11 protein-coding genes are annotated in these 15,533 nt (G+C 45.7%); 3 read left to right on the top strand and 8 right to left on the bottom strand.

The window, feature by feature from the left end:
- The first annotated feature begins 100 nt into the window (after window positions 1-100).
- The 3 genes from KCX82_RS20750 (at window position 101) to KCX82_RS20760 (ending at window position 3,055) form a co-directional block, all read left to right on the top strand.
- The gene (locus KCX82_RS20750; RefSeq protein WP_227020380.1) at window positions 101-1,120 is read left to right on the top strand and encodes a TRAP transporter substrate-binding protein; all 1,020 of its coding nucleotides are present in this window, start codon (window positions 101-103) and stop codon (window positions 1,118-1,120) included.
- 138 nt (window positions 1,121-1,258) lie between these two features.
- Window positions 1,259-1,777 (top strand): TRAP transporter small permease, encoded by a 519-nt coding sequence (locus KCX82_RS20755; protein ID WP_227020381.1) that lies wholly within the window; start codon window positions 1,259-1,261, stop codon window positions 1,775-1,777.
- Between the two features lie 9 nt (window positions 1,778-1,786).
- Window positions 1,787-3,055 (top strand): TRAP transporter large permease, encoded by a 1,269-nt coding sequence (locus KCX82_RS20760; RefSeq protein WP_227020424.1) that lies wholly within the window; start codon window positions 1,787-1,789, stop codon window positions 3,053-3,055.
- A gap of 143 nt (window positions 3,056-3,198) precedes the next feature.
- Here the strand turns inward: KCX82_RS20760 and larAH6 are convergent, their stop codons facing one another.
- From larAH6 to KCX82_RS20800, 8 genes are all read right to left on the bottom strand, one after another.
- Window positions 3,199-4,461 (bottom strand): nickel-dependent malate racemase, LarAH6 family, encoded by a 1,263-nt coding sequence (gene larAH6 / locus KCX82_RS20765; protein ID WP_227020382.1) that lies wholly within the window; start codon window positions 4,459-4,461, stop codon window positions 3,199-3,201.
- Window positions 4,458-5,639: an NAD(P)-dependent malic enzyme gene (locus KCX82_RS20770; protein ID WP_227020383.1), complete on the bottom strand. Its 1,182-nt coding sequence runs from the start codon at window positions 5,637-5,639 to the stop codon at window positions 4,458-4,460. Before KCX82_RS20770 ends, larAH6 begins: the two co-directional genes overlap by 4 nt.
- Before the next feature lie 71 nt (window positions 5,640-5,710).
- Entirely contained in the window at window positions 5,711-6,952 is a 1,242-nt protein-coding gene (locus KCX82_RS20775; protein WP_227020384.1) for a phosphoglycerate kinase, read from the bottom strand.
- A 1-nt stretch (window position 6,953) separates the two neighbouring features.
- Window positions 6,954-7,976 (bottom strand): type II glyceraldehyde-3-phosphate dehydrogenase, encoded by a 1,023-nt coding sequence (locus KCX82_RS20780; RefSeq protein WP_227020385.1) that lies wholly within the window; start codon window positions 7,974-7,976, stop codon window positions 6,954-6,956.
- Between the two features lie 13 nt (window positions 7,977-7,989).
- Window positions 7,990-9,339, bottom strand: coding sequence for a 4-aminobutyrate--2-oxoglutarate transaminase (gene gabT / locus KCX82_RS20785; RefSeq protein WP_227020386.1), 1,350 nt, complete (start codon window positions 9,337-9,339; stop codon window positions 7,990-7,992).
- A 277-nt stretch (window positions 9,340-9,616) separates the two neighbouring features.
- Window positions 9,617-11,278, bottom strand: coding sequence for a sigma-54 interaction domain-containing protein (locus tag KCX82_RS20790; RefSeq protein WP_227020387.1), 1,662 nt, complete (start codon window positions 11,276-11,278; stop codon window positions 9,617-9,619).
- A 338-nt stretch (window positions 11,279-11,616) separates the two neighbouring features.
- Window positions 11,617-15,099: an S-layer homology domain-containing protein gene (locus KCX82_RS20795; RefSeq protein WP_227020388.1), complete on the bottom strand. Its 3,483-nt coding sequence runs from the start codon at window positions 15,097-15,099 to the stop codon at window positions 11,617-11,619.
- A gap of 4 nt (window positions 15,100-15,103) precedes the next feature.
- A complete protein-coding gene (locus tag KCX82_RS20800; protein WP_227020389.1) occupies window positions 15,104-15,451 on the bottom strand; it encodes a hypothetical protein in 348 nt (115 codons plus the stop codon).
- Between the last annotated feature and the right edge of the window lie 82 nt (window positions 15,452-15,533).

The raw sequence follows: 15,533 nt of genomic DNA on the forward strand, positions 1-15,533 counted from the left end.
TTATTTGAAAAAAGTGATGCAGCCTTTGAAAATACAAGGGTTTTAATAAAAAACGTAGTGTCAAACTTGACACTACCCGTAAACGAGAGGAGAAAAAACTATGAAAAAAATCCTGATTATTTTGATGTGTTTGGTATTGTGCTTTGGTACAATGACCGCCTGTGGCGGAGGCGGAGGCGATGAACAAGCGTCTGCTGACGGAAGCAAACCTACCGTAGTCCGTATTGCTTCCGACGAAACCATTGATACGCCTTGTTCAAAAGCTACACTTGTCTTTAAGGATCTTATTGAAGAAAAGTCCGGAGGAAGGCTCACGGTTGAGTACTTCAACGACAGCGCAATGGGTGACGAGCGTGAAATTGCCGAATCCGTTCAAATGGGAAATCTCGAAATGGGCATCATTTCCGCCTGTATGTTCACTACTTATTCCCCGGACTGGGCTGTCACTGAGCTGCCGTATGTGTTTATGGACAGACAGAAAATGTATCAATACCTTGACGGCGATGTGGGCGCATTTTTGAAAAAATCACTCATGGATGCATCAAATATTGAAGCTTTAGATTTTGCAGACGGTTCTTTCAAAATTCTTTTAAACGCCAAAAAACCGATTAAAAATGTAAAAGATATGAAAGGATTGAAGATCCGCTGTCAGGAAAATAAAACAAATATGTCCATCTACAAAGCCTGGAACGGAACCGCCATTCCGATGGGCTTCAGTGAAATCTATACTGCATTGCAGCAGGGAACCATCGACGGAGTCGATACTTCCCCGCTCTATCAGAGAAGCGGTAAATTCTACGAGGTCGGCAAGTACTATACAATGACCAATCATCAGGCTTTGATCATGGTCAGTGTCATCAATGAAGATTTCCTGGCAAGCCTTCCCGAAGATCTCCAGCAGATCGTAAGAGACTGCAGCCGTGAGGCTTACACCGTCCAGGAAAGACAGATAGTTCAGGATGCGGAAAAAGAAGCCATTGACACTATGAATAGTGCCGGATGCACCGAATATGTTATGAGCGACGCAGAACTCGCTTCTTTCGTGGATGCAAGCAAACCTGTTATCGAAGAATACAGACCGACGGTTAATCCGGAACTTTTAACGATGCTGGGATTATAAATTAGCCATAACTCAGTCAAAGAACAGACTTTAATATCCATTGTATAAAAAATCCACGCTGCCTGTTGTTAACAACAGGCAGCGTATATTGGATCAAACTCAACCACGGCACTTAACAGCTGCTTTAGGGAGGAAAACATGGAAACATTTAAAAAGATTGTGAAAAGTTATGACGCCATAGAAATGAAATTTTTGATTTTTGTAATGGCTATACTGGTGGTCGTTACTTTTGCCCAGGTTTTTACACGCTACGTAATGGGAGCTGCATTATTTTGGTCTGAAGAATTGGCCAAGTATCTTTTTGTATGGATATCCTGGCTGGGAGTCAGCGCCGGTTTAAAAGAAAAAGAACATATTCAGGTAAAACTGCTTCCGGAGGCACTGCATGCCAAAGGCCATCTGAAAACGGAAAAGGGATTGCTTATTCTGATTGATCTGCTTTGGTTCATCACGAGCATCGTGGTGCTTTATTACGGTTTTATTATAGTCGCAGGGCAGATGGAAACAGGCGTTTACGGCCCGTCTACGGGTATCCCGATGTGGATCAACTACCTGTGCGTACCTGTAAGTGCTGTTATTGTCTGCCTTCGCTTAATCGGCGGAATGATTGTAAATTCTTACGAATTGGTTTGTATGTTTAGAAGGGGGGGGCGTTAATTGGAAAGTATGCTAATTCTTTTTGGCGGCATGGTCGTGTTAATCTTTATTGGTGTTCCCGTGGGGTACTCCATCGGTCTGGCCACCATAGCGACTTTTACTCTCTTTTCCACCATGCCTGTCTCCATCGTGGCTCAGAACTGCTTTACGGGTCTGAATTCCTTTGTACTGCTCGCCATACCGTTCTTTATTCTGGCAGGCGTTATCATGAGCGAAGGAGGCATTGCAAGGAGGCTTGTGGATATTGCTGATTCCGTCATCGGTTTTGTCACAGGCGGATTGGGGATGTGCGTCGTTATGACCAGCACTTTCTTCGGCGCCATTACAGGTTCGGGGAACGCGACGACATCCGCGGTAGGTTCATTGCTTATCCCTCCTATGGAAGAAAAAAAATACGGGAGAACTTACAGCGCTACGCTGGTTGCCGCGTCAGGCGCCATTGGGATTATTATACCACCGAGCATCCCCTTTGTCATATACGGTGTCGCAACAAGCACAAGTATCGGCGACCTGTTCATCGCAGGGATCTTACCAGGGCTCTTAATGTGTGTCAGTTTGATGATTGCGAACTATTTTATATCGAAGAAGCACGGTTATGTAGGAAGCGATACCAGACCCCAGCTGAAAAATATCCTTACTGCATTAAGGAAAGGAATCTGGGCGCTCCTGGCTCCCGTCATTATTCTCGGTGGTATTTATTCCGGGATATTCACTCCGACAGAGTCGGCCGTTGTCGCCGTCGTCTATTCGATCATCGCAGGCGCTTTCATCTACAGGGAATTAACCTGGAAGAAGCTTCAGCATGCTCTTTATCAGGCGGTTATGATCAATGGAATCACTAGTTTCATCATCGCATTTTCAGCCTCCATGGCCAAGTATCTAAGTCTTGAAAGGATACCCGATCAGATTTGCGAAGCGATTCTAAGTGTTACAGATAATAAGTTTGTTATTTTGTTTATGCTGAATATCGTACTGCTGATCGTCGGCATGCTGATCGACATTATTCCGGCCATCATCATTCTGGCGCCGATCTTCCTGCCGATAGCGCTTTCTTTCAATATGAGCCCGATTCAATTCGGAGTCATCATGGTTTTGAATCTGGCCATCGGTTTTGTTACGCCTCCTTACGGGTCAACGTTGTTTGTTGCTTCAGCGATAGCGAAAGTTCAAGTTGACCGCATGTTTAAATATGCGGTCATACTATCCGGTGTACTGTGTATCGTATTACTGCTTGTCACTTATGTTCCTTGGTTTTCGTTGGCGCTGATTCAACATTGATAAAAATTCTTCTTATACAGCGGAAGCTCTTTTTCAACAATGGGCAAAAGGCAAGGAAAAGAGGGTGTCTCTCCATAAATCTAAAAATTCTATGGAGAGACACCCTCTTATATTAGAACATTCTAAGTTTCAAGTCACGCGTTTTACGCAAGGTCATGGCACGCTATGATCGGCAAGGTGGACCCTGCAGCAGGAAGAACCAGCACTTTTGAGTCATCCCCCAACTCGGCAACAGCGGAATCCAAGGCCTCCTGGACAGAAGCAAACGGTCTGAAATTAATTCTTTTAACAAGCTCAGGGTCAAGGTCCGATATCATAAATATCTTTGCTCGTTTAAGGACCATGGCGATTGCTGCAGCTTTATGTCCACCCAATCTGAAATTGACTTTTATTTCTTCGATCATCTGATCAGGTGTTTTATTCAGCATCCATTCCTCAAAAGTTTTTTCGCCGAAGCCTTCTTTGGAAGATGCACAGAGGATAATGATCCCGCCGTCTCTGACTGCGTTTTTTGCATTATCCAATCCTTTCTGGGACTGATAAATGTTAAGATCCTTTGGATAACCGCCGGGTGAGGCAATGACAATATCATACCGCCTGCTCAATTTAACGCCGTACATTTGATCTAAAAACCTGCACCCTTGCCGGTGCGCTTCAATATAATGCCCGGAAAAGGACTTGACGATTTCTTTTTTATCATTTAAAACGACATTAACGATAAAGTCAATCCTGATATGTTCTCCGACTTCATCGATATCCTGCCGGACTGGATTCGTGGTCAGATTTCCTGCAACCGCTCCGGGCTTAACCATATTGGAGTGATTGGTCTGGATGGCCTCATGGCTTGAAACTCCCGGCATAACAGCTTTTGCTCCGCCCGAATATCCGGCAAAATAGTGATATTCTATATTCCCTAAGCAGATGATCCTGTCCGCCTGTGCAACCGGTACGAAAATATCAACGGGTGTTCCGTTTCTGCATTTTCCCAGGTTGATGCAATTCTTTATATCGCTGTCGATGATCCTGATGCCACTCCTATAAATTGACTCTCCGACAAGCGTCATTTTTTCTTCTTCCGAATGTTTTCTGTGGCTTCCCACCGCAAGAACGATCGTGATGTCCTCTTCCTTTAATCCGGATTTTTTAATCTCCTCAAGAACGGGAGGCAACACCGTTTTACTGGGCATTGGCCGCGTAATGTCACTTGTAATGATAACAATCTTTTCTCCCTGCCTGACGATATCCTTCAGCCTTTTGGATTCGATAGGATTTTCCAATGACCGCTTTACTTCATCCTCTCCCGTCAGGCTGACCTGTATTTCATTTGGAAGCAGCTCACCCCCATAATTGTGTTCAGGGATTTCAACATTAGCTGTCCCCTTTCCGTACTTAAACCTATATATCATACGGAAACACCCCTCGCGACTCCCGATTGAACTGCTGCACTATATACCGCCTTTGCAACCTGATTTCCAACTCTTGGATCAAATGCGGGTACTATGATATAATCCTCATTCAGTTCTTCCTCAGTGACGAGAGAAGCAATTGCATAGGCTGCGGCTTTTTTCATCTCCTCATTGATATCGCTTGCCCTTGCATCCAAGGCGCCTCTGAAAATTCCCGGGAATGCCAGCACATTATTGATTTGGTTCGAAAAATCTGACCTGCCTGTTCCGACAATTCTGGCGCCCGCTTCTTTTGCCGCGTCCGGCATAATCTCCGGATCCGGATTCGCCATAGCAAAGATGATTGCATCTTTATTCATACTCGCTGCCATTTCCTTTGTCACCAGACCTTTTGCCGATACACCGATGAATACGTCGGCTCCCTTCATCGCATCCGCCAGGCCACCTTTTATGTTTGCCTGATTTGTCATTTCAGCAAGTTCCTGATGAACCCAGTTTCCATACTTCTGGTCTTTGGAAAGGATTCCCTTGCTGCTGCATACAATGATATCTTTGACCCCAAGATCTTTCAGCATTTTGACGATGGCGTTTCCGGCAGCTCCCGCACCGCTGACTGCAATTTTAATCTCTTCAAACCGTTTGCCTACAATTTTCAGGGAGTTAATGAGCCCCGCTGCGACAACGACGGCAGTCCCGTGCTGATCATCATGGAACACAGGTATGTTCAGCTCTTTTTTGAGCCTCCTTTCGATTTCCACACACCGCGGAGAAGAAATATCTTCAAGATTGATGCCTCCAAAAACGGGCTCGATCATCTTGACGGTCTGTACGATGACGTCAGCATCCTTTGACGGAATACAGATTGGAAACGCATCCACTCCGCCGAACGTTTTAAACAGGACAGCCTTCCCTTCCATAACAGGTAAAGCCGCTTCCGGACCTATGTCTCCAAGACCCAGGACGGCTGTGCCGTCCGTAACGACCGCGACCATATTTCCTTTGGAAGTAAATTTATAGACATCGTCTTTATTTTTATGTATCATCCTGCAGGGTTCCGCAACGCCCGGCGTATAGGCTGTCGATAAATCATATTTTGTCTGAAGCGGAACTTTGCTCGTTACCTCTATTTTCCCCCGCCACTCTTCATGAAGCCTAACAGCGTCATCTGATATGCTCATACTTAAAATCCTCTTTCCTTAATTTAGTCAGACACTTTGGCTCTGAATGATCCAAAGTGTCTACGTTTCATTTACCATCTGTCGAAAGCTTTTTCCATTGCTTCAATCAGCGGGAGTTTATCGCCCGACAGGTACTGTACCATCGCCCCTCCGGCCGTGCAGACATAATTGATTTTCTTGATATCGGTAAGTTTTTGGGCTGCGCTGACTGTGTCCCCTCCTCCGATCACCGAATAAGCTTTTGCATCTGCAATAGCGTTCCAAATCGATTTTGTACCTTTTTCAAAGAATCTATCTTCGTAGACTCCGGCGGGGCCGTTGACGAAAATCGTCTTTGCGTCTTCAATGATTTTCTGATATTTCTCGATCGTCTCACTGCCGATATCCATAAACATTTCCTCAAGTGGCAGATCGTGTATGGATACTTCCGCCCGTTCCCCATTCCGCACATATGCAAGATCTACAGGGAATTCGATCTTACCCGGATAGTCCGAAAGATATTCCTTTGCATCCTTTATAAATACATCGAGCGCTCGGTCTTTAATATATTTTTCTTTGGTATTTCCAAGCCTGATGCCTTGGGCCAAAAGCATAATCTCTCCGGTGATGCCGCCTGTAAGGATCTTGTCTGCCGTGCCGTTCTGCAAAACCTGCTTCATCATCCCAAAAGCGTCGGATATCTTTGCTCCTCCCAGAACAAAAACACACGGTTTTTCAGGATTCTCCATGACATTGTCCAGAGCGCTGACTTCCCTGGCCATCAGCTCTCCTGCCGCGGTCTCAAGCATCTCCTGGAAAGCGACCATTGAAGGCGCATTGCGGTGGGCTGCTGCAAACGCATCATTGACATAAAAGTCACACAACGGCGCCAGACTTCGAACAAGATAAGTACTCAGCATATCCTTCGGCGCAAGCTTAACGGCATTTTCAAAAGTCGAAACTTCTTCCGTCAAATATCTCAGGTTCCCCAGGAGAACAGCTTCGCCGGGCTTAAGATCTTTTACCGTCTGCTGAGCTGCCGGACCGCAGACGTCGTCGATGTACTTCACATCCCGGCCAAGATAAGCCGTCAGCTTTTCGGCATGCTCATACAATGGGATGAGGTTCTGGTAATCCAGCGTGTCACCCTGGTGGGCTATGATCGCTAGTTTTGCATTTTTATCGAGAATTTTTTGAATCGTCGGTATGCTTTTTTTAATTCTGTTTTCGCTGACGATTTTCTTTGTTATAGGATCGATCGGAGAGTTGATGTCCACTCTTAGAAGCACCGTTTTCCCGTCATAATTAAAATTATCGATACTCTTCATTCTCATGTTATTTCCAGGCTCCCAGTCCTAAATATTTGTTTGTCGTTTCGACCGCCTCAAGCCGGTCTGTCTGCATTTCAAGAGCGGCTCTGATCCCGTCGATGCTTTCGGGTATTGTGACCGATTCCTGAGGAATATGAATTCCGAACATGACGTCTTTTCCCGACTTGACAACCGTGTCTTCCCAAACGCAGATTTCATACAAATCTCCCCTTGGCCTTCCCAGATCTCTTGCATATTTAAAGATCGAAGCATTGCCCAGGAAACCGTCTTCGAGGCGCACTACTCTGATTCTGTCATGTTCCTTGAACGCCGCAATGACCTCCTCAGCCGAAATATCCTTTTTAGGCGTTGCGACGACAGTGATAAAGTGGCCGTGCGTAACCGGGGTATGCACCAATATCCCCGTTGCGTCTACATGCGGCATGATCGTCATCAGGTCAAGCGCCTGATGAGAAGGCGCTTTATCAACCTGGAGTGCATTTGTCAGACCCCTGTGATAGTCTCCCGGATCAGCGACCCTTCGAACGATTGTGATGGCAACTTTCTCAATTCCGACTTTTCTATCCAAGCAGTCAACCGCTCTGATCAGTCCTGTCGTGTTGCATGAGGTCAGTTTAAGAAAATCAGCGCCTAATCCCTTTTCATAATTGGCATAGCCATGAAAGAATACATCCGCGACTTCGTTCTTTTCTCCACCCTGAAAAATTGCCTTTTTCCCGTGCTGTGCATATAGTGCTTTGTTTTTGGCTCCGACTCCGCCCGTAGTGGCATCAAGGACAATATCCACATCGTTCAGCACATCTGTCAGCAAGCCGGATACAGGGATCCCTGCGGCTTCAAACTTTTCTTTTGCTTCAGGGAACGCAGCGTATAATTTATAAGGCATTCCCTTTTCTTTCAAGGATCTTGTGCTCAATGTGACCGCTGCATCTACAACTCCCACTAATTCCATATCTTTTTGAAGCGCTACGCCGTCAGCCAATCTTTGACCGATAACTCCATAGCCGACTACCAATACCTTTACCATCGTAAATCCTCCTTTATTTTTGTGTTACTTTTGCAATAGCTTTGTCCAGAATATCAAGCCCTGCATTTAATTGGTCATCCGTAATGACAAGAGGCATAAGGAATCTGATGTTGTTGTCTCTGACGCCTGCACCCAGAATGACCAGACCGTTTTTCCAGCACTCCTGAATGATTGCTTTTGTTTCGTCCTTGGCAGGTTCCTTTGTCGTTCTGTCTTTGACAAATTCCAGCGCCATCATAGCACCTTTTCCCCTGACATTGCCTATGATTTCATACTTCTGCTGCATTTCGTAAAATCTTCTCATGCAGATCTCGCCGATATGTTTGGCTTTTTCCGGATAATGATCTCTTTCCATGATTTCCAATACTTTTAGTGCTGACGCCGATGCCAGCGGGTTACCGCAGTAAGTCCCCCCTATTTCGCCGGCCGTTACCGAATTCATGATTTCGGCTTTTGCCGTTACACATGCGATTGGGATTCCTCCTGCAACAGACTTGGCGCTGACAACCATGTCTGGCTTTACAGCCCAGTAATTGCATGCAAACATTTTTCCGGTTCTTGCATAGCCGGTTTGAATCTCATCCGCAATCAGCACGATTCCATACTTGTCACACATATTCCTCAGGGCTGTTACGAATTCATCCGGCGGGATAACAAATCCCCCCTCGCCAAGGATCGGCTCCAGTATAATTGCCGCAACCTGATCGGGAGCTACATATTCCAAGAAAAAGGATTCCTCGAACATTTTTGCACAATGCAGGCCGCAGGTTTGTTTCTCCAATCCATACGGGCACCGATAGCAATAGGGGAATGGAAACCTATGAACCCCAGATGGAAGAGGTCCGAAGTTAAATTTATAGGGTTTTACTTTGCTAGTCAGAGCCATCGTCATATAGGACCTTCCATGAAAAGCACCGGCAAATGCAATGATTTCTGAACGTCCGGTATATCTTCTGGCCAGTTTGACAGCGTTTTCATCGGCTTCAGCTCCCGTATTCACCAATAACGTTTTCTTTTCTCCTTCGATAGGCATGATTTGATTCAACTTTTCCGCCAGTTTCGGATATTGCTCATAATTGAAGACATTGATATTCGGAGCAAAATATTTGTCACATTGTGCTTTAACCGCTTCAACAACCTCAGGATGCGTATGGCCGATATTTAATACTCCGATTCCTGCAACAAAATCAATAAAGATGTTTCCATCAACATCCTGTACCATCGCTCCTTCCGCTTTTTCAACGAAAACAGGCGCAAGCATTGAAACTCCATCCGGAACATTGTTTTTTCTCACTTTCAGTAATTCCTGGGATTTCGGACCCGGCACTTCGGTTACAATTTTGGGTAAACTATCTCTTAACATTTTTTCCTCCTTGAGCTAAATTTTTTTAAACTTAAATTTTGCAAGTTGCATACCAAAAAAAAACAAACCCCGAAAGCCTTAAGAAATTAAGGTTTTCAAGGTTTTGACCAAACGGTGCATTAAACTGAAGGATAGGATTTAATCCAAAACTAAATAATTTCATCCAAATTTTTCTGACACATTGAAATTTAAATTCTTAGAAATTATCCGATGCTGGATAGAAATATCCAGCATCGGATAGAAGCTAAAAAATATTCAATATGTATCTGCCATGGAGCTACTTTTTATAGCCTTCAATATATTTCTGCAATTTTCTGACCACGCTTGACTGTCCAATGCCCAACGCTTTTGCCATTGCAGTAGTCGTTCGGTATTTCATATAAGCCGACTCAAATATATGTTTTTCATATGCATCGATCAATTCGTTCAATGTCTGTCCTGTCATATTCAGTCCTGATGTATTCCTTACCTGTTCGGGAAGATTAAAAATATCGATTTCATCGCCGATGGTCGTCAGAACGATCCTTTCGATCAGGTTTTCCAGTTCCCTGACATTTCCGGGCCATGGATAATTAATCAGTGTATCGATGGTACGCTGGGTAATTTTTTTATTTTTTTTGTATTTAATATTAAACTCATCTGTAAAATGAATGATTAACGGCAGAATATCATCCGTTCTTTCCCTTAAAGGCGGAATTTCGATCGGAACAACATTTAACCGGTAGTATAGATCTTCTCTGAATTCTCTCTTTTCGACAAGCCTTTTCAAATCCTTGTTTGTTGCGGTTATTAACCTGAAATCAACATCAACATACTTGGTTGCCCCCACCTTCATGATCTTTTTTTCCTGAATGACCTGAAGCAGTTTTTTCTGAAGATTTAAAGGCAGTTCCCCTATTTCATCTAAAAACAGCGTCCCCTTGTCTGCAAGCTCTATTAATCCGGTTTTTCCCCGGTTGTCGGCTCCGGTAAAAGACCCCTTTTCGTATCCGAATAATTCCGACTCAATCAGGTTATCCGGTATTGCGCCGCAATTTAATTCTATAAACTTGCAATTGCACCTGCTGCTTTTATTATGAATCAGTTTGGCTATAAGGTTTTTGCCGACTCCTGTCTCTCCCATAATCAGTACGTTAACGTTAACATCGGCAATATTGATGATCGTCTGGAATATATTTTCCATGGAACTGCTTTTTGAGATGATGCCCAATAGTCCGATTTCTTTTAACCTAAGTTCTTTTATCTCTGAAAAGTACTGTTCTAAAAATTTATTTAGTTTTTCATATTTTTCACGAAAGGATGAAATCTCGGCGATATCGATCGAATTAAAACTGACGACATACTGAATATTGTTATCATCGTCAACGATCGGAACCCCGGTGACCATAATCATTTCGCCATGCCGGTTCCTTTGATTGATTGTCACTTTTTTCTTTTCTTTCAATACTAAAGCGGTTACAGAAGGAGAGAATACTCCCGTTTTTTCTAATTCATAGATCGACTTTCCGATGATATTTTCTTTCTGAACATCGAAATGCCCTTCATAGGAGTCGCTGACTTTAAGAACAATTCCTTTGCCGTCAGTAATCGTTATGTCGTTTTCATTATTCATGACCTTAATAATGAAATCCATCTGCCTGTCAAAAAATTCCGAAGTCTCTTCAAGTTTCCGAAATACCATTTCCAAATCCTGGAGCAAAAAAGATATGACATTTTCATTCTCAAAGGAAACATGAGTTATAAACAAATCTCTTTTTTTCGCCTTTATAATGTTATTTTGGGATTTCGAATAAAGTTCAAAATTGAAGCCATCAATCAAATCTTGAATTTTTTTCCCTAAATTTATTTCCGGAGAGAAGTATATTTCCGCACAAGAATTAAAAGACAGAATTTCACCGTTAGAATTCGTTTTTATATTGAGTTCCAAATTTTTTTTCATAAAAGGCCTCTTTCAAACAACAACAGTTTTTTTCTAAGATTTGTTTTCACTTTTTATTTTATCTGAATTATATCAAAGAAACGGTAATATTGGTAAAATTTAATTTAAATATTTTTATCTTACTTGACTTCCACAGAAATCAAGATGCCGCCTGAACCTGGTGAGGCCTTTCCTCCTTTATTGGAGCAGTTACAAGTATCCTATCTGCACAAAAGCCTGCCAGAGAAGGGCAGGCTTTGTATGCAGCATTTGGCTGCCAGACTGTCATCGCGTGTTGAACGCAATATTCTCGGTCCGGGATATATCGTTACGTTCATCCCGTTTTATATAAGCCAAATCTACTTTGATAGCAAGTTATACAGTACCTGCGCCATTTCCGCTCTGGTTGTCGTGCTGAGCGGCGCGAGCTTTCCAGCATTGCCGCCGATGGTTCCGGTTTCAACAAGCAGCGCCATTGTCTCCTTCGCCCATACGTCAATCTGCCCGGCGTCGGTGAAATCGGAGAGCGTCTTGCCGGAGTTGCCCTGCGGGAGCTGGCCGATTACCTTCAGCGTGTTATACAGCAGCGTGAACATCTCCTGCCTGGTAATTTCCTTACCTGGTGAGAACATATTGTTCCCTATGCCTTCGGATATACCTAATCTCTTTGCTGCCGCCAAATAATCAGTGTAATAGGTGTTACCTGCATCGGCGAAGTTATCCTTCGGGGTTCCATCCGGGGCTATCCCGTAGGCTTTCATCATCAAGACAATGAATTCACCGCGCGTTAGTTTTGCTTTAGTGCTGTACTTTCCGTTGCCTGTACCCGTCGTGATATCTCTCGCCGCGATGAAGCTCACGGCTTTGTTATACCACGCACCCGTCACCACGTCGCTGAAGCTTACATTGTTGTATACAACTGCATAATTGCTGAAATGGGTGGTGAAGAAGGTCACGGTTCCGGTATCCGGATTGAATCGGCCGTTGGGTACAGATACCGCCTTACCGCTGCCATCGATGTACCATATCACTATGCTTTCGGGATTTTTAAGTTCCTCCGCTGTAGGTGTATAAGGTATGGACACTGCTACCCGCGCGTTGGGGTTAGACCAGTTGATCTGCTTTCCGTCAATGGACAGCGTAAGCTTTACCAGCGGTCTTTCGCCTATGGTGGCTTTGATTTCAGTGCTCAGGTTCGATTTATCTCCCTGACCGATGGCGATTTGCGCCTTGCTTCCGCTGACTCCCGAAACGGCTGTCAGCATGTTCGAGGGAACGGTCACGCTGCCGTTATCGGTCTTGAAAACTACTTCGCCCTGCTCCTTAGGCATTGAAAGACTCGAAACAGGTATACCCAACGTGTAGGTATCGACGTCAGGGACGGATGGTACCGTAACAGTGGTGGTTTTACCTCCGGCCATAAGTCCTTTACCTGTGCCAAAGTCCACGCTGGCGGTGCCGCTATTTTGATCAACAGTGACCGGCAAAGTCGTATCCGAACCATTGCCTATTTTCACGTCCGCTTTATATTCCGGAGTTGAGGTCGTCGAGTGAGTGCCGCCGCCCATGTTACCACCGTTTGACCTTGCGTTTACTGTTACACTAATGCTGGTACTCAATGAAACGTTGTCCGGGTTAATCACACCGGCTGGCAGAGTTACGGTTCCATTCACCGTGAAGGTCTGCGCACTGCTGGACGATACGTTATATGAGCTTGAAGCTACATCCCAAGTCACACTTGTGCTCACGTTCCCCTCATCGGTAACCAGCATCACCGTGGGAGGCAAGCCCAGGGCGGCGGCGGTTTTTGCTGTACCGTTCGCCACGCCGGTAATCGCCGTGGGAGCCGTGATGCCAGCGAGGGTTTTATCTGTGAAAGCCGCTGCATTCACAGATACGTTGATGTTTGTGGTCAAGGGTATGCTATTTAGATTTACAACACCGCTTGGCAGGGTCACGGTTCCGTCCACCGTAAAAGTCTGCTCGGTGGTGACGGACGGATCATACGCGCAGCCATCCACATCCCAAGTCACACTTGCGCTCACGTTCCCCTCATCGGTAACCAGCGTCACCGTGGTGGGCAGACCTAGTGCGGAAGCTGTTTTCTCCGTTCCATTCGACACATCTGTGATCGTCGTGGGTGCCGTGATACTGACAAGGATTTTATCCGTCACCGTAAAGCTGACCGTAAATGTCTGAGAGCTTACATTGCTGCCGGACACGGTAACTGATGCCGTGTAGGTTCCGGCAGAAAGACCGTCTTGCGGTGCCACAGTGAAAGTGTCGCTGCCGCCCGTGCTGATGCTGTTGATTGCAGTTTTGGACAGGGTGAAGCTGCCAGCATCTGTGCCGTTCAGAGCTACGATTAAATTGCCCGTCGCCTGATTTCCCGTGTTGGTGACTGTGACAGTCAGCGGGGTTACAGCACTGTAGCCCGCAGGTTGCGAAGGAAAGGTCTGGATGCCGGTCTTATCCAGGCTGATGCCGTAGATAGCTTCAGTTACCGTAAAGCTGTTGCTTACGCTGCTAAGTCCCCCGCAGGCTGCGGTCAGGGTATAGGTGCCCGGCCCGGTTACGCCGAGATTGCTGAATGTGGCAGCTCCATTTTGCAGCGTCACTGTCTGTGTACCAAACAGCGTTCCCGAACCCGAGGTGAGCGTCACCGTCACTTGGTTTACGCTATTGCCCGTAGCAACCTTATTGCCGTAGCCATCTGAATAAATGAGCTTGAGTGACGGTTGCTGGGATAAAGTTCCCCCGTTTATGCTGTTACCCGGCTGGGCAGTCCACGAAAGCCGAGGAACACTATGCTGCTTGAAAATGGTTCCGTTGTCCTTACCCGGGTCGGTCACATACAGATTGTGCTGCCAGTCTAACGCAATGCCGGTTGGGGCGCTGAAGGCATTGGCCGAGCCATTCTGCATGACTACCCATGATTGGGTGGTATATGGTAAGTTGCCGTTGGTTTCATGCAGCAATGCCTGAACGCACTTATTCGACGCGTCTGTTACAAAAAAATCAAAGCCTTTGTTGTCCGAGGTCCTACTGGTGACAGCCAGACCGGAGCCGCCGCCGCTTGGTGCGGTGGCTACCAAGGTACACTTGTCGAGTGTAGTCGTAGGTTGATACTGTGAAAAAGTAATCCGCCAGATTTTGCCGATACTGTCCAGCACAAAAACCTCACTGTTAATGTTTTGGCGCGGCACTGCAACCGCCACCAGATCATTGGCAATGTAAGAAGAAAGGTTCAGTGTTTGCCATGCAGTGCTGTCTTTCCAGAGAATCGACAGCTTCCGTGAGGGACCCTTCTCAGCCGCATACAGGTTCCCCGAATCAGTAGCCAGAGCCGGTGAATTGATTCCCAACCCATAGGTGATATCCGTCCAACTTGTGCCGTCGAATTTCCATATCTTTTCCTTAATAGGACTGGCGAACATGTTGTTAGTTGCTACATATACGTTGCCGTCACCCATGAAACCACCATCAATCGCCAAACTAACAGGGGCATTGTACGAATCGAAAGAGGGCTTCCCAATGCCGCCGACATCGTTAAAAGTATATGTGCCGGCACTGTACGTGCCTTTCATGACGCGATAAGCAAACAAATTTGTTGTCACATAGATGTTGGGGTTTTCATTGGGGCTTAATTCGTTTACTGCAATGCCGTTGCAGTAATACACACTGTGATCTGTGTCGCCGCTTATATACCCTGCGATTTTTGCCCATCCTTCCTGCAGGGGGGTGGACATCGGGTCCGCCGCAAAAGCCGCTGTTGGCAGCATGGTCAGCACCAGCACCGCGCACAGCAGCAGGCTCCAAAATCGTTTCCTGATTTGTTTCATATTCTCATGACCTCCTTAAGCATCGTTTTACTTCTTTGAAAATTTTCCATGCGCTTCCCAGAGCAGCAAGATAGGTATTTTCGCCCACTGCGACATATCCGGCAATCCATTCAAAAGGTTTTCTAAGGCTTCCCCTCGGCAGGATGGGAATTTGCTCACCACTCTCAAGGAGCAGGCAATCTCCATCGTTCGGGGGTTGTGCGACACAGCCGATTTCCCCGATAATCACGAAGTTCCCGTCCGGATAAAATTCCCGCATTTCCTTCACAGTGCGGTACGGGAGCTTGCTCCCGCTGTTCGGTTCCCTATAAAATTTTAGAGAGTCCATCTGTGGGTCGATCCGGTAAAGCATCACTGTCACCTCCCATTCCGATTGTATAGAAAAAAACTTTTAATAACACCAAATGGCGAAATTGACGCTTCTAATGCCGAAA

This window comes from Sinanaerobacter chloroacetimidivorans (assembly GCF_018128545.1).
In the GTDB taxonomy this organism is placed as follows: Bacteria; Bacillota; Clostridia; order Peptostreptococcales; family Anaerovoracaceae; genus Sinanaerobacter; species Sinanaerobacter chloroacetimidivorans.